This window comes from Xanthobacter autotrophicus, assembly GCF_005871085.1.
In the GTDB taxonomy this organism is placed as follows: domain Bacteria; phylum Pseudomonadota; class Alphaproteobacteria; order Rhizobiales; family Xanthobacteraceae; genus Xanthobacter; species Xanthobacter autotrophicus.
This window is the reverse complement of sequence record NZ_VAUP01000042.1, coordinates 142,899-167,787: the sequence shown is the minus strand read 5'-3', so window position 1 is coordinate 167,787 and position 24,889 is coordinate 142,899. Positions and strand designations below refer to the sequence as shown.

The 24,889-nt window shown below is 66.3% G+C and carries 18 protein-coding genes; 1 reads left to right on the top strand and 17 read right to left on the bottom strand.

The genetic code is table 11. The features are described from left to right. Positions 1 to 84 precede the first annotated feature (84 nt). From FBQ73_RS22425 to FBQ73_RS22380, 10 genes are all read right to left on the bottom strand, one after another. Entirely contained in the window at positions 85 to 786 is a 702-nt protein-coding gene (locus FBQ73_RS22425; protein ID WP_138401708.1) for a Crp/Fnr family transcriptional regulator, read from the bottom strand. A gap of 502 nt (positions 787 to 1,288) precedes the next feature. Then, positions 1,289 to 2,185, bottom strand: coding sequence for an aldo/keto reductase family protein (locus tag FBQ73_RS22420; protein WP_138401707.1), 897 nt, complete (start codon positions 2,183 to 2,185; stop codon positions 1,289 to 1,291). Between the two features lie 22 nt (positions 2,186 to 2,207). Next, positions 2,208 to 3,359 carry an FIST signal transduction protein gene (locus tag FBQ73_RS22415; RefSeq protein WP_138401706.1) on the bottom strand — a complete coding sequence of 384 codons (1,152 nt, stop codon included), beginning with the start codon at positions 3,357 to 3,359 and terminating at the stop codon, positions 2,208 to 2,210. A 200-nt stretch (positions 3,360 to 3,559) separates the two neighbouring features. Beyond that, complete coding sequence (locus tag FBQ73_RS22410; RefSeq protein ID WP_138401705.1) at positions 3,560 to 3,844, bottom strand: hypothetical protein; 285 nt, start codon at positions 3,842 to 3,844, stop codon at positions 3,560 to 3,562. A 103-nt stretch (positions 3,845 to 3,947) separates the two neighbouring features. Then, complete coding sequence (locus FBQ73_RS22405) at positions 3,948 to 4,142, bottom strand: hypothetical protein (RefSeq protein WP_246089923.1); 195 nt, start codon at positions 4,140 to 4,142, stop codon at positions 3,948 to 3,950. A 152-nt stretch (positions 4,143 to 4,294) separates the two neighbouring features. Next, on the bottom strand, positions 4,295 to 4,699 hold the full coding sequence (locus FBQ73_RS22400; RefSeq protein WP_170219024.1) for a hypothetical protein: 405 nt from the start codon (positions 4,697 to 4,699) through the stop codon (positions 4,295 to 4,297). Positions 4,700 to 4,882: 183 nt separating this feature from the next. Further along, a complete protein-coding gene (locus FBQ73_RS22395; protein WP_138401702.1) occupies positions 4,883 to 6,001 on the bottom strand; it encodes an SGNH/GDSL hydrolase family protein in 1,119 nt (372 codons plus the stop codon). A gap of 77 nt (positions 6,002 to 6,078) precedes the next feature. Beyond that, positions 6,079 to 7,515 carry an MBOAT family O-acyltransferase gene (locus FBQ73_RS22390; RefSeq protein WP_138401701.1) on the bottom strand — a complete coding sequence of 479 codons (1,437 nt, stop codon included), beginning with the start codon at positions 7,513 to 7,515 and terminating at the stop codon, positions 6,079 to 6,081. Positions 7,516 to 7,518: 3 nt separating this feature from the next. After that, complete coding sequence (locus tag FBQ73_RS22385) at positions 7,519 to 9,186, bottom strand: HAD-IIIC family phosphatase (RefSeq protein WP_246089921.1); 1,668 nt, start codon at positions 9,184 to 9,186, stop codon at positions 7,519 to 7,521. A gap of 329 nt (positions 9,187 to 9,515) precedes the next feature. Continuing rightward, the gene (locus FBQ73_RS22380) at positions 9,516 to 9,761 is read right to left on the bottom strand and encodes an acyl carrier protein (RefSeq protein ID WP_210236868.1); all 246 of its coding nucleotides are present in this window, start codon (positions 9,759 to 9,761) and stop codon (positions 9,516 to 9,518) included. Positions 9,762 to 10,033: 272 nt separating this feature from the next. Here FBQ73_RS22380 and FBQ73_RS22375 point away from each other — a divergent pair, with 272 nt between their 5' ends. After that, the gene (locus tag FBQ73_RS22375) at positions 10,034 to 11,770 is read left to right on the top strand and encodes an N-acyl-D-amino-acid deacylase family protein (RefSeq protein ID WP_138401698.1); all 1,737 of its coding nucleotides are present in this window, start codon (positions 10,034 to 10,036) and stop codon (positions 11,768 to 11,770) included. A gap of 190 nt (positions 11,771 to 11,960) precedes the next feature. Here FBQ73_RS22375 and FBQ73_RS22370 read toward each other — a convergent pair whose 3' ends face one another. The 7 genes from FBQ73_RS22370 to FBQ73_RS22340 all read right to left on the bottom strand — a co-directional run bounded on the left by FBQ73_RS22370 (position 11,961) and on the right by FBQ73_RS22340 (position 24,836). Next, positions 11,961 to 13,172, bottom strand: coding sequence for an MFS transporter (locus FBQ73_RS22370; RefSeq protein WP_138401697.1), 1,212 nt, complete (start codon positions 13,170 to 13,172; stop codon positions 11,961 to 11,963). After that, the gene (locus tag FBQ73_RS22365; RefSeq protein ID WP_170219023.1) at positions 13,169 to 17,386 is read right to left on the bottom strand and encodes a non-ribosomal peptide synthetase; all 4,218 of its coding nucleotides are present in this window, start codon (positions 17,384 to 17,386) and stop codon (positions 13,169 to 13,171) included. The genes FBQ73_RS22370 and FBQ73_RS22365 overlap by 4 nt, the downstream gene beginning before the upstream one ends. A 298-nt stretch (positions 17,387 to 17,684) precedes the next feature. After that, positions 17,685 to 18,650, bottom strand: coding sequence for a BKACE family enzyme (locus FBQ73_RS22360; protein ID WP_138401695.1), 966 nt, complete (start codon positions 18,648 to 18,650; stop codon positions 17,685 to 17,687). Between the two features lie 46 nt (positions 18,651 to 18,696). Further along, the gene (locus tag FBQ73_RS22355; protein ID WP_138401694.1) at positions 18,697 to 19,644 is read right to left on the bottom strand and encodes a 3-hydroxyacyl-CoA dehydrogenase; all 948 of its coding nucleotides are present in this window, start codon (positions 19,642 to 19,644) and stop codon (positions 18,697 to 18,699) included. A gap of 316 nt (positions 19,645 to 19,960) precedes the next feature. Further along, positions 19,961 to 22,552, bottom strand: a complete 2,592-nt coding sequence (locus FBQ73_RS22350) for a branched-chain amino acid ABC transporter ATP-binding protein/permease (protein ID WP_392567251.1) — start codon at positions 22,550 to 22,552, stop codon at positions 19,961 to 19,963. A gap of 7 nt (positions 22,553 to 22,559) precedes the next feature. Further along, positions 22,560 to 23,441: a branched-chain amino acid ABC transporter permease gene (locus tag FBQ73_RS22345; RefSeq protein ID WP_138401693.1), complete on the bottom strand. Its 882-nt coding sequence runs from the start codon at positions 23,439 to 23,441 to the stop codon at positions 22,560 to 22,562. Between the two features lie 117 nt (positions 23,442 to 23,558). Continuing rightward, positions 23,559 to 24,836, bottom strand: coding sequence for an ABC transporter substrate-binding protein (locus FBQ73_RS22340; protein ID WP_170219022.1), 1,278 nt, complete (start codon positions 24,834 to 24,836; stop codon positions 23,559 to 23,561). Between the last annotated feature and the right edge of the window lie 53 nt (positions 24,837 to 24,889).

The window sequence follows — 24,889 nt, the reverse complement described above, 5'->3', positions numbered from 1 at the left end:
GGCGAGTTGGTTGTCGATCGAAGCGCAATGCCGCCATGTCGGAAGGGACAAGGAAATGTCACTCTGTACAAAGGCATATGGCGATCATTCTTCGTTGTGCTCGCCCTTGGCGGGGCGGCTTCTGATATGGGGATTATCGAGTAGCACGACGTTCAGCAGGGAGTTGTGAACCTCTATGGTGCCGTTGTAATCAATGAAGCCGAGTTTGCGAAACTTGTTCATGAAAAAGCTGACGCGAGACCGTGTGGTTCCGATCATTTCTGCAAGTGTCTCGTGGCTGATCTTGTACAGGATCGGCTCCGGCTTTTCGTCCTTGCCAAATTTTGCCAACAGCAAAAGGAGGCGGGCAAGACGTTTTTCGCTGGAGTTGAATAATTGATCGACAAGGTCTTCCTCGGTCCGTATGTTCCGAGACAAAAGATGTGCGATGAACAGGGTTGAGAATGCGGGTTCGTCGTTCAAGGTTCGGACAACGGCTGTTTTATCTAGACGCAAGATCACTGATTCCGCCATGGTTGTGACGGTGGCCATGCGGACGACCTGTCCGGCGAGGCATCCTTCTCCGAAAAAATCACCCACGCCAAGGATGGCAATGACGGCCTCCCGGCCCTGCTCTGAAACGACAGCAATCTTTACCTTTCCGCTTTGGATGTAGAAGACTGAATCGGCGGGTGAGCCCTGTAAAAAAACCAAACTTGATTTTGGATAGGATTGCATACATCGCCCCTCCCCGACCTTCGTCAGAAAGTCGGTGACGTTGAATGATGCTTTTTCGGAATCTGTCATGTCAGGGCTTTCATTTCACTTATTATATATATGGTGGGTTTTCGAGAATTGAATGGCGGATATGTCGGTCGCCTTGCGCTGGCATTCCTTAAGGGTTTTCCGGCGCGCGCAGGAGAGGGGCGATCGGGTGGGGCAGGGAACTTGACGTGTCGCGTGGGTGCTATCCCCCGAGTGGCAATCTTGCCTTGCGTCACGGGTGATCCGACGCTCGAGCTGGAGCATCCGCCGCCCGCGAAAGGCTGATCCGCGCCGTGCCTGTGGCAGGGCGTTCCCAAGGGGAGCCCCGCGGGATGCTGCTTCGAATCGAGATGATCGGCTCTTGTGGGCAGGAGGCACGGTGCGGGCGAGCCTCACAAAGGATTGGTTCTGAAGCCGGATGTTTGAACCGAAACGGTCTCCGGTGAACCCGGTTCCATCCCTTGACCGGAAATCGCGAGGCGGCGGAGGCCGCTAACGCGATAGGAGCGTCGCTGGCGGTAGCCGGAGAAGCCGGGCGTGGACTCTAGGACTGGCCAGCCCCGTCCAGCAGGGCGTCCAGGACTGTGCATTCCGCCGGGCTCAGACGAAATTCGAAGATGGCCAGGTCCTGCGCCATGTGCTCGCGGGAGGAAGTGCCGGTCAGGCACACGATGTTCTTCTGGGTCAGGAAGCGAAAAAAGACCTGGGCGGGGCTTCGCCCGTGTTTTTCCGCGATCTCCACAAGGGCGGGTTGGGCCAGGATCTCGGGATTGGCGGTCAGGGTCCAGAAGCTCTGATAGAGAATGCCTTTGTTCCCGCAGAAGACGCGGATGTCCCGGTCGTAACGGGTCTTGGCGTGAAATCGGTTCTGGATCAGCGCGGGCTTGAAACGGGCTTGCCCGCACAGGCGTTCCAGCCGCCCCAATTCATAGCAGTTGCTGATACCCAGCTGGCGGACGAGGCCTTGCTCATGGAGGCCTTCCATGGCGCGCCACACCTCCAGCGTATCCTTGTCGTCGGGATAGGGGGAGTGAAGCACAAGGCCGTCCAGATAATCCGTGCGCAGGTTGCGGAGCGACGCCTTGAAGGACTGGCGTACCTGCTCGGCCAGCCCGGCCTTGGGGTCGTAGGGGACCGTGTCCGGGTCCTGACCCTGAAAAGAGGTGAACTTGGTCTGGAGATAGATGTCCGAGCGGCGCAGCCCCTCCCTCAGGGGCGCTGCCAGCCCCTCGCCGACGCCGGGCTCGTGGTAGTGCTTCGGCTGGCAGGCCGTATCGATGCCCCGGAAGCCCGCCCGCAGGGCCATCTCCACCAAAGAAGCGGTGCGCTCCTTCTTCCAGGCGGTGCCGTAGATGATGCGGGGCATGGCCACGCCATAGGCCGAAACGACGCGGCGACCATCCTCGCCGCCTTCCGTTGAAGCCCGATCCGGCGCAGACATCCTCATGCCTCCCGTCATGCCCTCAGGCTCCTCCGGTAAAGACCGTCAGCACGCCGGTATAACCGTACAGATGATGGCGCGCGATCTCTCCCCCGGCGAAGAAGCCGACCAGGGGCACCGGGCCAAGGCCCTCGCTGACCATCTGGAACTCGGCGTTGCGATGGCCGAAATGGGGGCCGCCGCGTCCGGAGCAGCTGATGTAAAGGGCGCCCCGGATCCCGCCGGCCGCCTCGGCCTTCGCGCGCACGTCCGCGACGATGCGCAGCAGATCGGCTCTGGCCGCCTCGGCGTTGCGCTTGCAGAAGGCGAGCTGCATGCCGGCTTGCATCTGCTCCGCCACCACCAGCACGCCGGCCTTGCGCCCGACCCCGAGCAGGTGTCGGACCTCCGTATTGGTGCCGAACTGGCCGGGCTGGGTGGAGACATCCTCTCCGGGGGTGATCAGTCCCGCCAGGGTCTGCGACAGGTCCTGGCGTAGCTCCGGGTCTGGCGTGTCCTCGGGCAGGCCCAGATCCGCCAGCACGCAGTCCAGCGCCCGGCCATTGTCGAGGGTGACAAGATAATTGCCCTCGGCACGGGTGATGGTGCGCTGGGGGCCGATGGGCTGGCAGCCCTGGGTCACGCGGGACAGGATGGACACCTCGGGACCGAAGGCCACCCCCGAAACACCCCCCAGCAGCACCTCGTCGGCAAAGAGCAGGGGCTGGTTGCGGGCTGACGACAATCCGCCGAACAGGTAGCCGGTGGTTGTCTTACCGCTCAGGGTCTTGAGCTGGGCGGGCAGGTCTGCGGCGCCGCCATCGGCATGGACCAAAGCAGTGAAGGCCTCGAAGCCGTCCGCGCCGGGCTCCAGCGGTGAGGGGCTGGAGAACAGCTTGAAGGACCCCGCCGGGAGATCGGCCAGCATCAGCACCATGCCCGGCTCGTCGAAATACTCCACCGCCTCGGCCGCCACCCCGACCCCCACGGTGCCGACCCAATGGACACCAGGCATGCGCTCCCGCAGGGCATCCATGATGTTGCCCGCAGCCTGGGTATAGTGGTCGGTGATGTAGCACCAGCCCAGGTTCGGCTTGAGCCCATCCTGAAGCTGATGGCGGAGCTGGGCCCAGCACGCGCCCAAGGCGATCTGCCAGTTGGCATCACCCGCATGGGCTTGGATGAATGTGTTCATAAGAGGCGATCTGCATGAAAGGTGGGGGTATGAACAAGGATGAGTAGTGTTCCCGCCACACCGGCGAGGGACGAACAATCACGTGGTGCCTGGGCGCGTTTTCCGAAGCCGGCCCAAGCGCTCCGCCGTGACGGCCTGTATTGCAACCGACAGCCCTGAGTCTCTTTCGACGAGCGAAGCAATCACCATGCCGCCCGTCGTCAGCGCGCGGACAGGTAGCCCGGAAACCGCTGCGCGAATTCGGGATAGTAATGTGGGACGATCGCCATATCGAAGCGCCCAAGGATGTTCTCTTTCGGCTCCCGATCCAGCAGGAAGCGAAAGGCGGCCTCGACACACCTGACCGGGCTGTGGGCTCCCGCCGTCAGATCTTGATAGGTGGCCGGCGCCATGGTGACCACGTGACGGGTCTCCCCCATCTCGTCCCGCACCACCACTTCGAATTTCAGGGGATCCCCGCCGGCGCTCTGCCGCACCTCGATCATTCCGATGCCTCCGGTTGTCGCGCGAGAATATCCCGACTGCCGTGGCAGTGGGCCCCCTTGCTTTCGGGCGAGGGCCTCGAATGTGGGTCGGCCGGCATTTTGCTCACTCTTCCGCGTGCCACCGGCGCCGCCGGAAGCCGGCGGATGCATCCGCCTTCAGCCGCGACATCTCGTGTTCAAGATAAGCCTGGCCGACCAGCAGGGCGCGGATGGTCTCGCGCGGATCGCCATCGCAAACCGCCAGGGCCTCTTCGATCTCGGCGTCGCTCACGTCAAAAGGGGAGCGTTCGGCGGGCATGGGCTCGCTCGGCATGGTCGTCTCCGGTCTGGTTGCCGGCCTATGGATTCCATGAGAACGAAGATAGAACAAGCCACGAGATGTAGGGGCTTTCATCGCACCGAGGCGGGCTGACCCGGTAACCCCTTCCAGCGATTGACAACAGGGCGCGCTCAGGTCTCGCGCCCGCTCGAGGTGAAGCGGACGGTCAGCACCCGCGCCGCTGCCACCCGGGCGAAGGCCTCGGTCATCAGCACCGGCGTGCAGTCGCTCAGGGCAAGAACGGCGGCGGCCACGAACGCGCGCTGAAGGTCGGGCGGGCCGCTCAGCACCGAATATGTGGCAAGCGGCTTTCCGCGCAACTCGCCCTTTCCGGTGAGGCCGAAGCGGAGGGTGATTTCAAATCCCACCGTTCCCGGCGGCGGCGCCCAGCAGGCGAACAGGGCACGGGACAATTCATCGAAGGAATTCACCGGCACCGCATTCGCCGGCGGCCGCGCCGGAGGCTCGGCGAGGGCCGCCCCGCCCGTGGCCCCCGCAAGTTGCGCCATCAGCAGCGCGGCGAGGAGCTTGCGCAACAAGGGCCTGCCGGGCTGAGGTTGGAACCGGATCATCATTGGCGTTCCGCCCGCGTGCCCACCGCTTGCGGGCGCAAGGCGGCGAGACTTGTAATTATCATATCACGCCCTGCCTTGAGCTTAGCGCCCCTGGGCCGCGTGCCCCCGCGTGCCAAGCTGCTGGCGCGGCCCGAGCCCTGCGGGTCACTCCGGCTTTTGCGCCAGGGCGGCGGGCGGGGCGGCGCAGGCGGCCTCGAACGCGGGGATCCGCGCGTCAAAAAGGCCGTTGACGAGGGCTTCGGCCAGCAGGGCATGGCCCTCGCCGTTGAGGTGGCCATTCATGGCGTAATAGATGCTGCTCGACGGGGTCCCCGGCACGATCTGCGTCGACATGTCGGCGAAATGTGCGCCATGGGCCTGGGCGCGACGGGCGATTTCGCTCTGCAGGTGCGCCGGCGCCATGCCCTTGGCGAGGTGGGGCGTGGCCAGCATGGCGGCTTGCGACCGCTCTGGCGAAAACAGGATGATCAGCGGAATGTCGGGGCCGATGGCGGCCTTCACGCGCGCGATGTCGCGGTCGAGATGGGCGAGGCGCTCCTGCCAGTCCTGGGAGAGCGGCAGCCGCATGAAATCGGCTTTGTGGCCGGAGCGCCGGTAGATGGGCACGTAATTGTCGTCGTTCCGCAGCAGCAGGTAGGATTCCATGTACAACAGCCGCGAGCGGGACAGTTGCACCTTGAGTTCCTGGATCCAGCCGGTCTGGTGCTTGGCGATGGCGCCCGGCGCCGGTGTCGCGTGGTCCATCGAATTGTCGAGCACCAGGTCGGTGGGGGACACCACCAGCACGATGGCGTCGGGATCGAGCGCGGCGGCGGCTTCCGCGCTGGCGGTCAGGCGCACCCCCATGTTGCCCTCGGCCCCCAGGTTCTGCACATCCACCGGCAGGCGGCAAAGCGCGGTGAGGCTTTCCCGCGCCCGGGCCGAGACCGAGGTCTCGTAGGGCACGAGATATCCCGCCGCCAGCGAACTGCCGATGATGGCAAGGCGCAGGCTTCCGGGCTTTTTCGGCGTGCACGGGTCGGTGCTGCGGTAGCCGCATTCATTGTATGTCATGTCCACCCATGGGCCTTCCGGCACCTTGATGCGGGACGCGCAATTGGCGGTCGCGTGAAAGGCGCTGGGGCGCGGGTCGCCGTAGACCACGCAGCGGTCGGCTTCCGAATAGGGGAAGAAGATGCGCAGCGCCGCCTCCACAGGCACGGCCACCACCAGCACTGTGGCGATCACGATGAGGGGGAGGATGAAGTAGTCGCGACGCTCCAAGGCGTGTGCTCCGGCTTTACACTTCAGGAAAGATCAGGCGCCGACAAATGGGCCATGCACGCCGATCGGCCCACGTTCTAGAAGTCCTTGTAGACGATGTCGGGCGCGGGCGAGGTCATGACGCTCTGCACCGTGACCACGCCCATCACCAGCAGGGTGACGAAGACGGTGCGGGCATAGCGGCTGAGCACCAGCGGCCGGCCGTCGAGCTTGGGCCCACGCAGCAGCCCATCCACCGAGATCAGCACCTGAAGCGCCACGCAGGAGGCCAGGATGAGGATGAGCGCCGCTGCCACCACACCGCCGAAGCCGATGCCCCGGGCGATCTCCGCCAGTTGCGCCCAGTCCGACCAGAACCACAGCAGGGTGAAGGCCACCCAGGTGAAGGTGAGGCCGCGGCCGACGAACAGGTAGAGCGGACGGGCGCTGAGCGCCGCGAAGGGCTTGCGGCCCATCTTCTCCTGGAGGATCGTGCGGTAGATCTGGTTCACCGCCACCCCGAGGCCGTTGAGGAAGCCGAAGAAGAAGAATTCCGACGTGCGGCCGTGCCAGGCGCCGATCAGGAAGAAGGTGGCAAACAGCGACACCGCGCTCGCATAGGCCAGGAGCTTCGGGTTCTTCACGTTGCGCATGATGGAGGCGAACAGGGGCGTGTAGACATAGGTCTTTAGCCAGTTCGACAAGGACATATGCCAGCGGTTCCAATAGTCGATGAAGCTGGCGGCCGTGAACGGCTTGTTGAAATTCTCCGGTAATTCGATGCGGAACAGCCGGGCGATGGCGATGACCACGTCGGTGTAGCCGGAGAAATTGTAGAACAGGAAGATGGGAAACAGCGCCGCAAGCCCTGCCGCGCAGAAGATGCGCGTGAACAGGCCGGGCGCCTCCACCACCTGGAATTCCAGCGCGTGCTGCAATTCGGCGACGATGGCCGCCGCCGCCCAGACCTTGAAGCAGCCGATCACCAGCCGCTCCAGCACCTCGCCGAGGACCGCCATGTCGAGGGGGCGGGGGCGCGTCTCGGTGGTGTCGACATAATCCTCGTAGCGCTGGATCGGTCCGGACACCAGCGCGGTGAAATTCAGCGTGAAATTGAGATAGGATATGAGCGAGAGTTTCTGCAGCCGTTCGTCGCTGTGGGCGTCCACCACCAGGTGAAGCACCCGGAAGAAGACATAGGACAGGCCCACCTGCACATAGACCATGTGCAGGAAGCTCTCCTCCGGCAGGAAGGTGTATTTCTTCAGCCAGCAGAACAGCAGGATGGTCGCGCCCACCGTGAACCAGAAGGCCCACGCGGTCTGGATCGGCGCGCAGCCGCGGATGAACAAATAGCCGATGGTGAGGAACGCGGCATAGGGGATGAGGTCGTAGCCGGTGGCGGCGAAGGTGGCGAGGAAGGCGAAATTCGCCACCAGCAGCACCAGCCGCCGCGCCGCGCCCACGGGAACGATATTGTAGATCCCCGCCGCGACCAGCGCGAACAGGAAGAACTCAAAGGAAGGGACGCTCATGTCTCACTCGGCGGCGATCAGTTCCGGGGCCGCGTTCGCGTAGCGAACGGGTGGGGTTTGCACCTCGACGCTGGTGGCCAGCGTCCAGAGGCTGTTGCCGTCCGCACCCGTGGACAGGGTCGTGAAACCGAGCTGGGCATAGTGATCGCGCACCAGGGCGTTGCGTTCCGTGGGCCGGTATTCGCCGACCAGCTCGGCGATGCCCTGCCGCCGCGCCGCCTCGACCAGATGGCGCAGCACGATCTTCTCCACGCCGCGCCCGAGCACGCGGCAGCTCATCAGCCAGGTGTCGATGAGCCAGCGGTTGCCCTCCATGGTCCGGCAGGCAACGACGGAAATCATGCCATTGTCGCCGAACCGGTCCTTCAGCCGCACCTGCAGGGTGAAGATGGAGGGGTCTTCCTCCATGGCCTTCACGTCCGCCTCGCTGTAGCGGCGGCTGGTGAGGTTGAACTGGTTGCTCTTGCTGATGAGCTGGTAGATGCGCGGGCGCCCGATGGCATCGAACGGCCGCAGGTCGATCTCCATGTCGAGGGCGGCCACATAGTCCTCGATGCTGGCCACGCCCTGGCCGAGGGAGGCGCGGCGGGCGTTGCCCTCGTAGAAGGCGGCGCGCTTGCGGTCTTCCTCGGAGAACAGGGTGGCCTCGAAATAGCCGGCGGCGCTCAGGGTGCGGGCGTAGAGCGCCGGGTCCTCGGGCAGTTCCGGCACGGCGACCTGCGGCAGATACTGCCGCACCAGGTCGCGCTCGGCCGGGTTGTCGTCCAGGAACACGAAGCTGTCGAGGCCGAGGGACAGCTCCTCGGCGATGGCCTTGATATTGGTCGCCTTGTCGTTCCAGTTGGCCTGGAACACGGCGATATGATCTTCCCGCAGCAGCATGTCGGGATGCTCGCGGAAGGCGGCGCGGGCCACGGCATCCGTATTCTTGGACGACACCGCCAGCACGATGCCGCGATCGCGCAGGGACAGGGCCAGCTTCTGCACGCTCAGGAAGGCTTCGCCGGTGCCGTCGCCCTCGCCGATCTTGATGCCGGCGAGCCCGTCGTCGCCGATGACGCCGCCCCACACCGTATTGTCGAGGTCGAGCACCAGCACGCGGCGACTCTTGCCCTTCAGCGCCGCCAGCAGCCGGCACAGATGGTCGGCATAGAGGGGGGCGTAATCCATGGAGAAGGGCAGCTTCGCCATGTTCCACTGGGTCGGCGCATGCCATGCGCCGAGGCCGACCGTGCGCGCCAGCGCGTCCACGTCGAACATGACGCAGCCCTCGATCGGGGGCATGTCGATCAGCCTGCGGTTCAGGCCGCCGACCATCTGCTGCGGCGTGCCGGCGAGGCGCCGGTCGAGGTGGCCGAACAGGGTCTCCGGCGGCGGAGCGATGGTCTGGACGATGATGTGGGCGGCGGGATTATGCTTGCGCAGCGCCGCGCACAGGTCCTGGATCAGCACATAGGCGCCGTCCACCGACACTTTCGCGGTCGCAGTATCGCCGATCGGCGCGCTGAGCGGCAGGCCGCGATGGTCCATCGCCAGCAGGATAGCGTCGCAACCGCTCTGGTTCAGCCGCGAATCGGCCAACATCGCCTCGTTGAGGGTCTGGCCGTAGTTGCAGCCGATGGTTTCGATCCTAAGGCCGTGCCGCAGGCCCGTCGCCTCGATCGCGGGCAACAGAAGATCAAGGGTGCCGTCGCCGATCACGCCAAGCCGAAGCGGTGCAAGCTGCGCGGGCGACGCATCATCCAGCCTGGCCGCGCGCAGCAGCGACGCCAGGCGGTTCAGCTGCGTGCCGTCAAGAAAATACCCTGCAAGCTTACGGAATGCAGACGAGTTTCCTTCGTCCTTCAGTCTCTTGCATGCCTCTCGAAAGTCTTGAACACGAGGTAGCCACGCGAGGTCTCGGTAGATTGCCGCCATAATCGCCCGATCCTTCTTGCTCGGACCTCCCCAGAGTGCATTTCCTCAGATCAATACCTTTTGTGGTATTTTTATCTGTTCCATTAGATTTTACTGGCGATGAGGCTCACCAGATCACCGAGCTTCGCCAGTGACGCGGCCTGCGCCGCAGAAAGCCGGATCGAAAATGCCGTCTCCACTGCCAGAATGAGTCTGATATTGGCCAAGCTGTCCCAGCCTTCTACATCAGCTGCCGTCATTTCAGGAAACAAAACGATATCGTCGTCCTGAAATACATTACGGAATACATCCGTAAGCTTTTCATAAACGTCTGGATGTTCAAGCGTCACTTCTTTTCCATCCCGTTTCATGAATCGCTGGATAGTCTACATGACTCGTGGAGCGGCATTCTTGCGAAAATTCGCCGAATAACATTCGTAATCACTGCTATTAGCTTTCATATGACAGAGGGTATGATGAAAAATTACTCTTTTCATCGAAAAGAAAGCTGTCTTCGCAGGTGCAGCAATGGTAATCTGATCAGCGATTTGGAGTCAAGTTCCAACAGGTGTCCCGTTTGTCGCAATTTGCGACGCGGAAAAGGGTCGGGAGGCGAGGCGCGATGTATGATCTGCTGATCAAGGGCGGGCAGATTGCAGATGGCACCGGGGCGCCGTCGTTCACGGGCGACGTGGCGGTCAAGGACGGCGTGATCGTCGCGGTCGGCAAGGTGAGCGGCGTCGCGCGCGAGACGGTGGACGCCGACGGCCTCCTGGTCACCCCCGGCTGGATCGACATCCATACCCATTATGACGGCCAAATGAGCTGGGACGAGCAGCTCGCCCCCTCCCTCTGGCACGGGGTTTCCACTGCAATTTCAGGCAATTGCGGAGTCGGATTCGCACCGGTGAAGCCGGACAGGCACGACTGGCTCATCCAGATGATGGAGGGGGTCGAGGATATCCCGGGCACCGCTTTGTCCGAGGGCATCTGCTGGGGCTGGGAGACCTTCCCCGAATATCTCGACTTCCTCGACCGGCGTAGTTTCGCCATCGATGTCGGCTGCCAGATCGCCCATGGCCCCCTGCGCGGATATGTCATGGGCGAGCGCGGCATGACCAACGAGGACGCCACCCCCGAGGACATCGCCGCCATGGCCGCCATGGTGCGGCAGGCCCAGGACGCCGGCTCCCTCGGCTTCACAACCTCGCGAACAGTTGTGCACCGCGCAACGGACGGGGAGCCGGTGCCCGGCACCTTCGCCTCGTTCGAGGAGCTGTACGCCTTCGCCGAGGCGGTGGTGGCGAGCGGCCACGGCGTGATGGAAGTGGTGCCGGCGGGCCTGCTCGGCGAGGACATCGTCAACCCGGCGCGCGACCTCGCCTGGATGAAGGAGATTTCCGCGCGCACCGGCTGTCCCATCACCTTCCTGATGGGACAGAACCACATCCAGCCCAGCTTCTGGCGCACCCAGCTCGACGAGACCGCCCCCGCCGGCAGCAACGGCCCGCTGGTGCGCCCGCAGATGTTCTGCCGCTCCATCGGGGTGATGGTCTGCCTGGAGAGCCGGCACCATCCGTTCCTGGGATCGCCCATCTACAAGGAGCTGTCGAAGCTGCCTTATGCGGAGATGGTCGGCCGGCTCAAGGCCCAGCCCGAGCTGCGCAAGGCCATGGCGCTGGAGGGCGTGAACGACGTGCTGGGCTTCCCCACCGGCTTCAACCAGTGGCGCGGCGTCTATCCCCTGAGCAATCCGGCCAATTACGAGCCGGCGCCGGAGACCAGCATCCGCGCCACCGCCAAGCGCGAGAACCGCGACGCCCGCGAGGTGGCACTCGACATCCTCCTGAGCGAGGACGGCAAGGGCTTCCTGCACCGGCCCATCATGGGCTATGCGGACGGCAACCTCGACCCCACCTTCGACCTCTTGAGCAGCGCCCACACCATCCCCGGCGGCAGCGATGCCGGCGCGCATGTGGCCACCGTCTGCGATGCCGGCGCGCCCACCTTCCTGCTCACCCACTGGGTGCGTGATCGCCAGCGCGGCCCGCGCCTGCCGCTGGAACACATCGTGCGCAAGCAGAGCTTCGACACCGCCAGCTTCTACGGCCTGAACGACCGCGGCCGCATCGCTCCCGGCCTGCGTGCGGACGTCAACCTCATCGACTATCCCAACCTGCAGCTCGGCAAGTTGCACATGATCTATGACCTGCCCAACGGCGCCCAGCGCCTGATGCAGAAGGCCGAGGGCTATGTGGCGACCTATGTGAAGGGCGTCGGGGTGACGAAGGGCGGCGAGGACACCGGTGCCCGTCCCGGCCGCTTGGTGCGGGGTGCTCCGGCGGCGCGTATGCTCTGATCTGCGGAAGGCGGCTTCGGGCTGGCGGCCTTCTGAGGCTGGCGGGCCGCGATGCCCCGGCGAGGGTGCGGCGGACAAAAGCGGTGCCCAGGGTGACGGCCGTGGGGCGGGTCGTGCGGCCATCCGCAGGCCGGCGCGACAGGCCACGCCCTGCGTTCAATCTGCGTTGGCGTTCAGGATGCGCCCGTGCTCAGTCGGGCGCTGCGGTTGTCGTCCCGCCAGAACCCGCCACGGTCATGGCCAGCGCGGCGCCGGCCATCAGCGCTGCGGCCAGCACCACCGGCAGGGCCTGCCCCAAGCCGCCCAGCGCGCCGGAAATCACCGACGAAACGCCCCACCCCATGGCCGCCGCCGAGCCGACCATGCCCAGGATCCAGCCCTGCCGCTCCGGGGTTACGCGATCCGACAGCATGGTGACGATGGAGGGATAGGCGATGTTGACGGTGATGCCAGCCACCAGCGCCGCCGCATAGGCCTGATAGGCCGAGCCCAAAAGAAGGCACGCCACCATGGTGGCCGCATTCAGGGCGAGCCCGGCCACCGCGAGGCTGCGCATGCCGAAGCGCTCGGCGAGCGCCGGTTGCACCAGCCCGTTGGAGATGCAGAACCCGATCCCCATGATGGACATGAAGGCGCCCACCTGATGCAGGCTCATGTCGAGCCGGGGCGCCTCCATCAGATAGACCGAGACGAAGACGAAGAAGCTGCCCCACGCCACCTGCATCAGCAGGAAGCCGCCGAGGATGCCGCGCACCGCCCTGTCGCCTGCCGCCTCCTTGAAGCAGCGCACGCCTTCGAAAATGGAGATGGTCGACCAGTCCACCTTGCGTCCGGGCTTCTCCTCCTCCCGGTAGCCGGTCCACAGCAGCACCAGGGCGATCAGCGTCAGCGCCGTGCACAGGTGCAGCGGCGCGGAGAAGGAGATGGTCGACAGGCCGGACGCCACCACCGGGCCGAGCACGAAGCCGAGGGAGGAGAACAGCATGCTGTAGCTCAGCAGCCGGGCCTTGTTGCTGCCGGTATCCACCAGCGCCGCCTGCGCCGTGGGCTGGGCGGCGGCGGTGGCGCCGCCGATGAGCCGGCCGAGGAACAGCAGCGGCAGCAGGTGCAGGTCGATGGCAAGGCCGGCCAGAAGATTGCCCAGCAGCACGCCGGCCCCACACAGCAGCAGCACGGGCCGGCGGCCCCACTGGTCCGACAGGCGCCCCAGCACCGGCGCCATGTAGAGCATCAGAAAGACATAGGTTGCGACCAGCAGCCCGCTGACGAAATTGCGCAGCGGCAGCGAGGCATCCGGCAGGAACACCAGCGTGGCCGGATCGATCAGCAGCGGTCCGAGCAGCGGGATGATCACCGTCGCGCTGATGGAATCCACCAGGATCAGCAGATAGAGCGCGATCATGCCGGCGCGGCGACCGGCACGGCGACAGGGTCGTTCAGGTGCGTCTTCAGGCTCTCCCGCATCCGGTCGGCAAGGCCCTTGATGGTCTCTTCCTTGTAGTTGAAGGAGGAGTACTGGAACCGCACCAGCAGCTTGCCCTCATGTATGACGGCGACGAGATACAGCCAGAAGTCTGCCGGGTTGTCGGCGAAGGCGTGGTTCTTGAGGTACAGAAGCTCGTCTTCCGGCTTCTCGAACACCGCGCCGTGGAAGCTGGCATCCCAGGTCTCGCCGAAGAAATTGTACAGGATCTTCACCTGGTCCTGCACCGCCAGCTCCGCCCCGCGCGGATGATAGGCGCGCAGCGCGCCATGGGCGATGCCGTGCCGGGGCATGGCGTGCAACTGCCCGGCCACGTCTGAAAGCCCGCCCGACAGCACGATGGGCGTGTGGGTGGTGAACCAGCCGCAGATACGGGTGGGATCCACCCCCTCCACCACCGGCTCGCGCCCGTGGCCCACCACGTGAAGCATCAGGCGATCCTGCCCGGAAGCTTCCACCAGGGCGGCGGCGACGCGCTCGTAAGGATTGTGCGGCGTCTCCTCCAGCATGACGCTTTGGAAGGTCACGATGTCCCGCTGCCGGGCGCCGGGCTGGTCGCTGTCTGGGGTGAAGGTCGGGCCCTGCTGCTCGAGCCAATAGGGGAATTGCGCCTCCGCCTCGGGGGTGGCGGCATAGCTTATGAGGCCTTCCACCCACGCCTTGTAGGTGCCGCCCGCCGGAGCCAGCGGCTGGCCCAGATAGGCCCGCTGCAGGTCCGTCACCACCGCGCCCCAGGACAGGCCATCGGTCACCAGATGGTGGCAGATGAGCACCAGGCGCTGGCCCTGTTCGGTGGTGAACAGGCCGGCCCGCATGATCGGGCCCTGCGCGATGTCGATGGTCTCCTGCATCTGCGCCGCCCGCGCGGCCACATCCACCAGCGGGATGTCGGCGCATTCGAGCGGCACCTCGATGCCGGTCTCCACATAATATTGGCGCCCGTCATGGAAGCGGAGGCGCAGGGCGTCGTGGTGCGCCACCAGCTTTTGCAGGGCCTCGCGCAGCCGCTCCGGCTCCAGTGCGCAGCGGAACACGGCGGAGACGTTGAACTGCTGCGGCCGCTCACTCGCCCAGGTGAAATAATAGCGCTGCATGGGCGACAGCGGCTCGTCGCCGGTGGCCTCGCTTGCGTCCACCGCCCGCACCGGGGCAAGGCCCTGCACCAATTCGGCGATGGTGGGGGTGCGCTGGAGCGCGGTGGGATCGAGCGGCAGCCCCACCTCCCGCGCCTTGATGCCGAGCTGCACCGCCAGCAGCGAATCGCCGCCCAGCGCATAGAAATTGTCGTGGATGCCGACGGGCTCGTGCTTCAGCACCGCCTGCCAGATGTCCACCAGCGCAGCCTCGGTCTCGGTGCGCGGCGGCACATAGGGCAGTTCGCCGGGCATCTGCGCCACGTCGGGGCGGGGCAGGGCCTTGCGGTCCACCTTGCCGTTGGCCGAGAGCGGGATGCGCTCCAGCGGCACGAACACCCGCGGGATCATGTAATAGGGCAGCTTGTCCTGCAAAGCGGCGCGCATCTCGGCGGCGTCCAGCGCGCCCTCCGAAACCACATAGGCCACCAGGAACTTGCCCTTGCGGTTGGGCTGGTCCTGCCCGTCCACGATGGCGGCCTTCACGCCGGGCAGGGCCTCGATGGCGCCCTCGATCTCGCCCAGCTCCACCCGGAAGCCATTGACCTTCACCTGGAAGTCGGCCCGGCCGAGGAATTCCACCTGTCCGTCGGGCAGCCAGCGGCCGAGGTCGCCGGTATAATAGATGCGCTCGCCGGTGGCGGGATAGGTGATGAAGGCGGCGTTGGTCTTCTCTTCGTCGTGCCAGTAGCCTCGCGCAAGGCAGACGCCGCCCATGAAGATGCGCCCCGGCATGAACGGCGGGCAGGGGTTGAGACCGGGATCGAGCACCAGCATCTTCTGGTTGGGCATGGCCCGGCCATAGGGGATGGTGGTCCAGATGGGGTCCACCGTGCCGACGCGGTACCAGTTGGAGAAGATGGAGGTCTCGGTGGGGCCGCCGATGCTCCAGATCACCGCGCCGGGGGCGAGCGGGCGCATGCGGTCCGGCAGGTCGGTGGGGATCTTGTCGCCGCCCATCATGAACACGCGGATGGAGGGCAGCGCCTCGCCCGACTGCACCCACATGTCCACATACATGGGCACGCTCAGCCAGATGGTGGCCTGATGCTGGCGCACCAGCTCCACCCAGTGCGGCGGCTCCAGGTGGCGGTCCTCGTCCGGGATCACCACGCCGGCGCCGGCCGAGAGCATGCCGAAGATGTCGTAGACCGAGAGGTCGAAGCTGAAGTCCGACAGCTGCAACGACCGGTCGCCCGGCCCGACGCCGTGCTCCGCATTGGCGTTGCGCAGGCTGTTCATGACGGAGAAATGGGTCAGCGTCACGCCCTTCGGCTTGCCGGTGGAGCCGGACGTGAACAGCACGTAGCAAATGTCGCCGATGGCGTTGACGGAGGATGGCCGGGTGTCCGGCTCGTCCGCCCATAGGGCGGCGTCATCCACGGCGAGGCCGGGGCGGCCGAGGCGGTCCAGCACCCGCTGCTGGCTCAGCACGATCTCCACCTCGCCCTGCGCGTTCACCGCGTCCATGCGCTCGGGCGGCCAGGCGGCATTGATGGGCAGGTAGCCGGCGCCCGCCTTCAGGATGGCCATGCAGGCCACCGCCTGCTCCCAGCCCTTCTCCATCATCACCGCGACCAGCGTGTTGGGCTTCACCCCCCGCCGACGCAGCCCGTGGGCGATGCGGTTGGTCAGGCGCTCCATCTCGCCATAGGTCACCACCCGCTCGCGCATCAGCAGGGCAGGGGCCTCCGGCTGGCGCTCGGCCCAGTCGGAGAAGGCGTCGTGCAGCAGTTGCAGGTCGGGCCGGGGCGCGGGCGGCGGCGTCCACTCGGTCTCGATCCGCTCGACCTCCGCGTCAGTGGCGAGCTTCAGCTTGGACAGTGGGGCATCGGGCTGGGCGCTCACCGCATCGGCGAGCAGCGAGAGGTGGGCGGCCAGTTCCTCGGCGAAGCGGCGGGTGAACTGGGCGGCCTGGTATTGCAGCCGCACGTCCAGCCGCTCGCCCTCGGCGAAGGCGAGGAACAGGAGGTCGTTCTGGCAATCCACCGTCTCCAGCGGCAGCGGCGTGCCGAGGGCGAACGGCCACAGGGGCTTGGCCCAGGAGACGGAGACGTTGGGCAGCTGGATGCCGTCGGACGGGCGCGCCTTGCGCAGGCCGGCGATGACCTCCTGGAACGACAGGCGGTCATGTTCGCGTGTGGCGCGCCGTTGCTCCTGCACCTGCTGCACCAATTGAGCAAAGGTCAGTTCCGGCGTGAAACTTGCGGTGGCGATCAGCGTGTTGACGAAGGAGCCCATGGAGCGCGCGAACGGCTTCCCGCGCAGGTCCGTGGGATAGAGCACCGCCACCATCTCCTGCTCGGTGTAGCGGTGGATCAGCGCCTGGATCAGCGCCAGCGTGGTGATGAACGGGCTGACATTCATCTGCGGCAGGCGCAGCGAGAAATAGAGGTTGCCGTCCTTCTCGCCCTGGTAGCTCTCCCGCCGTGTCGGCAGGCCGGCGTGGAAATCGGACTGGGCCAGCGCCTGGGCCCAATAGGCCCGGTCCGCCTCGTGGTCGGGGCTGTCCAGATAGGCACGCTCGTGGGCGTCCCACGCCGCCGGGCCGGGGCCGGGCTCGGGCACCGCCTCCCCGTGATAGCGGGCGCCGACCTCCTCCATCAGCAGCATGATGGAGCCGCCGTCGAGCACCATGTGGCTGCCGTTGAGGACGAAGATGTCACCGGAGAGCACGAACCGGAACAGCGGCCCGTTCTCCACGTCGAAGGGCTGGGTGATGGCCCATTCCCAGCTGTCCGAGCGCTCCAGCACGCGCTCCGGAGTATCCAGCACCACCTGGTAGGGCTTGCCGTCCACCTCGCGGATCACCGAGCGCAGGGCCGGGTGTGCGGCGATGGTCTCGCGCAGGGCCTGCTCCAGCCGGTCGGGGTCCACGTCGGGGTTCAGGCGATAGACGAAGGGCACGAAATAGGCCGAGCTGTCCGGCGCCCGCTTGCATTCCAGCCAGATGCGCTGGGTGACGACGGCAAGCGGGATCGGGGCCATGGCGACGTTCATCGAGCTTTTCCCGATGCTGGCGCGCAGCATGGCCGCGCGGCGATTGGATGGGGCGGGCGGTCGGCGAGCGGCCGGATTGAGGCAGGAAATCGGCCGTCAATCAAGTGGCCAAGCTCACGTTCCGCGTCCCATCCGACGCCTTTGATGGCCGGTCGCGGGCCTGCCGGCCCGGTGACGGTGGAGGCCGGCACCTGGGTAACGACCCATGAGCTTGGCTCATGGGTCGTTGAGCCAAGCCCGCGCGACGCTGAACGATACCCTTTCGGCACCGGTCAAAGGCCGGAGCCGTTGGGGTAGGTCAGATGTTCGTCTTGTCGGCGCCCTTCAGCTCCAGGATCTGCCGCGCCTCGTCAGGGGAGGCGACCTGAAGGCCCAGCCCTTCGATGATCTTCACCGCCAGCTTCACCTGGTCGGCATTGGAGGTGGCGAGCTTGCCGCGCCCGGCCCACAGCGAATCCTCCAGCCCCACGCGGATGTTGCCGCCCATGGAGGCGGCCATGGCGGCGATGGGCAGCTGATTGCGCCCCGCCCCCAGCACGGACCAGCGATACTGGTCGCCGAACAGCCGGTCGCAGGTGCGCTTCATGTGCATCACGTCCTCCGGATGCGGGCCGATGCCGCCCAGAAGGCCGAACACCGACTGCACGAACAACGGCGGCTTCACCAGCCCGCGATCGAGGAAGTGGGCGAGGTTGTAGAGGTGCCCGATGTCGTAGCACTCGAACTCGAAGCGGGTGCCGTTGTCGTAGCAGGTCGACAGGATGTACTCGATATCCTTGAAGGTGTTGCGGAAGACGAGGTCGCGCGTGTTCTCCAGATGCGCCTTCTCCCACGGGTGCTTGAACTCCTTGTACTTGTCGGCGAGGTGGAACAGGCCGAAATTCATGGAGCCCATGTTCAGGGAGGCGACCTCCGGCTTGAAGGTGGCGGCGGGCAGCACGCGCTCTTCCACCTTCATGTAGGGGCTGCCGCCGGACGTGATGTTGATGACCGCGTTTGTCGCCTGCTTGATGCGCGGGAGGAAACGGGCGAAGCCTTCGGGCGTCTGGTCCGGCTGGCCGGTCTCGGGATTGCGGGCGTGCAGGTGCAGGATGGCGGCGCCGGCCTCCGCCGCCGCCAGGGCTTCGGTGACGATCTCGTCCGGGGTGATGGGCAGATGGGGCGACATGGTGGGGGTGTGGATCGCCCCGGTGATGGCGCAGGTGATCACCACCTTGCGGGACGCGGTGGAGGGGGCCTTGGGGGCAGGCGTGGTCTCGGCCATGGTGTTCAAGCCTCTGTGGAAATCGGGAAATGAATGGAAGAGTGGCTCAGGCGCCGATGTCCTTGGCGGCCTTGCGCTTGTGGGCGGCGAGCGCCATCAGGCGCCGGTCGCGCCATACCTGCCGCTCGGCCAGCCCATCTTCGGGCAGGCGGGCGCGGCGCTCGGCGAGCACGGTTTCGAGCACTGGCCCGGCCCAGTCCACGCGGCGCCACTGGTCGGGGGAGATGCGCTCGTAGATCTGCTGGTAGCGCGCCACATAGTCGGCGACGCCGCCCGGCGCGTTGAGGTCGATGGTCTCGAACGGCCCCATGAACGACCAGCGCAGCGCGAGGCCCTCGCGGATGCCGATGTCCACGTCCTCCACGCTCGCATAGCCGTCCGCGACCAGGCGGAAGGCCTCCTCCAGCAGGGCGCCCTGCATGCGGTTCATGACGAAGCCGTCCAGCTCCTTCTTCATCACGATGGGGGATTGGCCGGCGGCGCGCATGAGGTCCGCAGCGCGGGTCATGGTGTCGGCGCTGGTCCAGGGCGCGGGCACCACCTCCACCGCGGGGATCAGATAGGGCGGGTTGATGGGATGGCACACGCACACCCGTTCCCGGCCCTTCAGGTGCTTGGAGAACAAAGACGGCAGGAGCGCCGAGGTGGAGGAGGCAAGCACCGTGTCGGGGCCGGCGAGGGAGTCGAGTTCCTCATAGAGGTACTTCTTGACGGCGAGGTCTTCCGGCGCATTCTCCTGCGCATGGGCGGCGCCATCCAGCGCCTGCGCATAGGAGGTGGTGGCCGACAGCCGCGCCCGTACGGCCTCAGGGGAGGCGCCGTTCAGCAGATCGTTGTCGGCGAGGTCCGGCAGCACGCCCTCGATATAGGCCAGCGCCGCCTCAGGGGCGCCCTGCGCGTGGTCGGCCAGCGCCACGTCGAACCCGGCGCGGGCAAAGGTGATGGCCCAGGCACGGCCGATGAAGCCGGAGCCGATGATGGCGATCTTGGTCATGGAAGCCTCTTCAGAATGAACCTTTGCGAGAGGAGGGCGCCCTTCACAGCCGGTTTGGAAACGCAAAAGGGCATACCCGTGATCACTCCCGTCATGCCCGGGCTTGTCCCGGCCATCCACGCCGAACCGCCTGGAACAGCGTACGAAAATCGTTCCCAGCCTCTCCGCGTGGATGGCCGGAACCCGCATGTTTGCGGGCTCCGTTCGCAGGAGCGGAAGTCGGCAACAGCCCACTTCCGGGACAAGCCCGGCCATGACGGAGGTGAATGGCCTGAGAGGGCTGCAAGTGCCATCCGGGCGAATGCTCGAATGGGCCTCACAGCCACAGCACCTGCCGCCGCAAATCGAGGTCGCGGGCCAGCGGCCGGGCGGGGCCTTCGTGCATCACCTGCCCGCGCTCCAGCACCACCGCCCGGTCGGCGAGGTTCAGCACCACGTCGAGATGGTGGTCCACGATGACGAGGGTCAGCGACTGGCGCAGCCGGTCGAAGGCGTCGAACAGTTCTTCCGTTACCGCCGGCGACAGGCCTTCGAACGGCTCGTCCAGCAGCAGCACGCGGGTGTCGCCCATGAGGGCGCGGGCCACCGCCACCATCTGCTGCTCGCCGCCGGAGAGCAGGTCCGCCGCCGTGTCGAGGCGCACCTTGAGGCGGGGGAAAAGCTCCAGCACCTCTTCTTCGGAAAAGTGCTTGCCGGCCCCGGTGATGCGCTTCAGCCGTCCCAGCTCCAGATTGTGGCGCACGCTCATGCCGTGGAACAGGGCGCGGCCCTGCGGCACGTAGCCGACGCCCCGCCGCGCGATGGCGGCGGAGGACAGGCCCGCGAGTTCATCCCCCGCCAGCACGATGGAGCCGGACGCCGGCTTCACGATGCCGGTGATGGTCTTGAGCAGGGTGGACTTGCCGGCGCCGTTGCGGCCGAGCAACGCCAGGATCTCCCCCTCCTTGGCCTCCAGTGACACATCGGTGAGGATGCGGCTCTTGCCATAGAAGGCATCCACCTTCGAAAGCGTCAGCATGGGGGTGTCGGTGGCCGCCGACTGAAGGTCCCGCGACGCCAGCGCCGCCGAGCCGGAGCCGATATAGACCTCCTGCACCTTCTTGTTGGAGCGCGCGTCCTCCACCGTGCCGTCCACCAGCACGGCGCCATCGGCCATGACGGTGACGGCATCGGCCAGCTCGAACACCCGGTCGATGTCGTGCTCCACCAGCAGCACCGGCACCTGCGCCGAAATCTGCTTGATGAGGTTGGACACCCGTGTGCGCTCGGCGGCGGCCAGGCCGGCCAAGGGCTCGTCCAGCAGCAGCACCCGCGGGCGTGACGTGAGGGCGAGCCCCATGTCGAGCAGCCGCTGCCCGCCATAGGAGAGGGCGCCGGCCTCCGCCTTCTCCATGCCGGCGACGCCGAGGAAGTCCATCATCTCCCTGGTCTCGGCGACGATCACGGGAATGGCGGCGGCGTCCCGCCAGGGGTCGAGCCGGCTCTTGTGGGTGGCCTGCACGCCGAGGCGCAGGTTCTCTTCCACGGTCAGGGTGGGGAAGAGATTGGTGATCTGGAACGAGCGCGACAGGCCCTTCATGCACACCGCTTCCGGGGCGAGGCCGTCGATGCGCTCGCCGGCGAGGCGGATCTCGCCCGCGTTGGGCGGGAACATGCCGGAGATCATGTTGAACGTGGTGGTCTTGCCCGCGCCGTTCGGCCCGATCAGGGCGTGAAGCGTGCGGTCCTTCACCGCCACCGCGCCCTCGCGCACCGCCTTGATGCCGCCGAAGCTGCGGGCCAGGCCCTTCGCCTCCAGCACCGGCTCGGGCCGGTCCCAGCGCGGGCGGGCGGTGAGGCCGGCGGGCAGGGCGCCGACCAGCGCCCCGGTGCGCTGGCCCATGGCGGCGGCTTCCTCGCTCTTCTTGCGCAGGGGCGCGATCAGGCGGCCCGCCACACCCACGAGGCCGGTGGGGGAATAGACGATGAAGGCCATGAACAGCAGGCCGAAGTAGAACAGCCAGTTGGGCGTCCACATGGACAGGAACTCGCGGAACAGCACGAAGAACAGCGCTCCAAGAGCCGGCCCGAGGAAGCTGCGCATGCCGCCGATGACCACCATGGCCAGAAGCTCGCCGGAGAACGCCACCGCGATGGGGTCCGCCGAGGCGAACCGATGGTTGAAGCTCATGAGCGCGCCGGCCAGTGCCGCGACGCCGGCCGAGAGGGTGAAGCAGGCGATCTTGTAGGCCCGCGTGTCATAGCCGATGAAGCGGGCGCGCTGCTCGTTCTCGCGGATCGCCACCAGCACCGAGCCCATGGGCGAACGCACGAACCGTTGCAGCTTGAACACCACCACGAACATCACTACCGCGACGACCACATAGAAGGCTGGTCCCGTCTCCAGGTCGAAGCCGAACAGGGTGCCGCGCCGCACCCCGCCGATGCCATTTTCGCCGCCGGTCACGGCGGTCCAGCGGAAGGCGACGGAAAACAGCAGGGCGGTGAAGGCCAGCGTCAGCAGCGAGAAATAGACGCCGCGCCGGCGCAGCACCACGAAGCCGATGGGAACGGCGGCGAGTGCCACCACCAGTGCCGCCGGCAGCGCCAGCACCACGCCCCATCCGGGCAAGAGGTGGTGCTGGAGCAGGGCCGCCGCATAGGCGCCGAGGCCGAACCACGCGCCATGGCCAAAGGAGACGAGGCCGGTGTAGCCGACGAGCAGGTTCAGCGCCATGCAGGCCATGGCCAGCAGCACCACGTCGCTGGCGGAGGTCAGGGTCAGGCCCAGGGCGGACAATACCGACGGCAGCGCGATGAGGCTTGCGGCCGCGACGAGCAGATTGGCGTTGCGCGCGAGCATGGCGCCTCCTTTGCCCGTGCGGGCGGACAGATCGGGGCGAAGAGTGGAGGTGGGGGGCTGGAGCATGGCCGCCTCACTCGAACCGCAGGATGCGCTCGCCGAAGAGGCCGCGCGGCCTCAACAGCAGCACCATCAGCATCAGCAGATACATGGAGGCCTCGGCTGCCGGTGGGATGAAATACACCGTGAGACCGCGCACCAGCCCGACCAGCAGCCCCGCCAGCACCACGCCCCAGAACGAGCCCAGCCCGCCGATGACCACCACCACGAAGGCGGCGGTGAGGATTTCCGCGCCCATGGCCGGATGCACGCCGGAGATGGGCGCGAGCATGATGCCGGCGAGCCCCGCAAGGCCGATGCCGATGGCCGCCACCGCCGTCAGATAGGGCCGAAGCGAAATGCCGAGTGCGCCCACCATGTCGGGGTTCTGCACGCCGGCCCGCACCACCCGGCCGAAGGCGGTGCGCTGGAGCAGCAGCCATAGGCCCAGCACCGCAGCTGCGGCGACAAGGAGGATGGCGATGCGATAGCGCGAATAGATGAACTCGCCGACGAACACCTGGCCCTTCAGGAATTCGGGGATGGCGAAGGGAATGGGCGTCGCGCCGAAGGTCATGCGCAGCGCCTGCTCGATCACCATGGCGAGGCCGAAGGTGAGCAGCAGGGAGAGGATGGGATCGGCCCGGTAGAAGCGCGAGAACAACAGGCGCTCGACCACCATGCCGATGACCGCCACTGACAGCGGCGCCGCGACGAAAGCGGCGGGAAAGCCGAAGCGGTTGCCGATCTCAACGCCGATATAGGCGCCGATGGCATAAAAGCCGCCGTGGGCGAGGTTCACGATGCCGCCCAACGAGAAGATGAGCGAGAGGCCGAGCGCGATGAGCAGGTAGGCGACGCCCACCAGCAGCCCGTTGAGCAATTGCTCGATCAGGAAGACGAGTTCGAGGGGCATGGGGTGTTCTCCGGCCTGAGGCGGAAACCCGGCACGCGTGCGGCGCATCGCGTCCCGGATGACGGCAAGCCCCCCACCCGCGGGTGGCGCGGGAGAGGGGCGGCATCGCGATGGCTCTCAGGCCGGGAAGGTGCAGGCGTTTTCTTCCGGCGTCGGGGCGATGGCCGAGAGCGCGGTCTCCGGGCCGGGCACGGCGGGGCCGAGGATCATCAGGTCCCACTGGTCCTTCACCTCGGCCACCGGCCGGGCGGTGACTGTGTACATCTCCTGGATGAGCTGGTGGTCCCAGGCGCGGAAATAGCCCTTGCGCCCCTTCAGGATGTCCAGTTCCGGCTCCTTCTCGAAGAAGCCGATGAGATCGGCCGCCGTGGTGCTCTTGGTCTCGATCATGGCGCGGGCCACCACCTTGGTGGCCACATAGTCGCCCCAGGCCTGGTTCTCCGGCGGCTTGCCGAACTTCTTCACGAACGCGGCCACGAAGGCTTTCGAATCTGCGGCGGGCACGTCGTGATGCCAGATCATGGGCCAGAGGCCGCCGAACGTGCCCTTGCCCGCGCCCCACGCCACCGCCGTGTCGAAGCCGAAGCCACCGAACGGATATTTGAGGCCGAATTCCGAATACTGTTTGATGAAGTTGGTGATCTGGTTGCCGGCGAGGTTTGAGATTACCACGTCGGGCCGCGCCTGGCGGACCTTCAGCAGATAGGGCGAGAAGTCGGTGGCATCGGTGGGCACCAGTTCGTCGGCCACCACCTCGCCGCCATTGGCGGTGATGTAGCGCTTGGCCACGCGGGAGAGATCATGGCCGAAAGCGTAGTCGGCGGTGAGGAAGAACAGCTTCTTGCCCTTCACCAGCCCGTCGCGAACCATGGCCGCGCCCACTGCCTTCACATATTGGGTGTTGGCGCCCTCCACATGGAACATGTAGCGGTTGCAGTCCTTGCCGCGCAGGGCATCCGAATTGCCGCCGGTGTTCACGAACACCACCTTGTTGCGCGCCGCCACCTGGGAAATGGCGAGCGCCGAGGCGGACGAAATCTCGCCGATGATCACCGGAACCTTGTCGCGCTCGATGTAGCGCTCCGCCTTGGAGGAGGCGGTGGCGGGGTTCACGCTGTCTTCCATCACCAGGTTGATCTTGCGGCCGTTGATGCCGCCGACGGCGTTCAGCTCCTCCACCGCGAGCTGCACGCCCATCTGCCCATAGGCGCCGAGCGGACCGAGGAAGCCGGTGAGCGGGGTGAGGTGGCCGAAGGTGATGGTGTCGGCCTGAGCTCTGACGATGGCCGGCATGCCGACGCCGCCGAGCAGCGCGGCTGCGCCGACGCCCTTCAGCAGGGTGCGGCGGGCCAGCGGAGCGGACGCAAGCGAGGCGGGATGTGAGGTGTCTTTCACGGCGTGGGTCTCCTCCCTTTTGAACCGGCGTGTTGCGGAGGCGGGATTTTCCC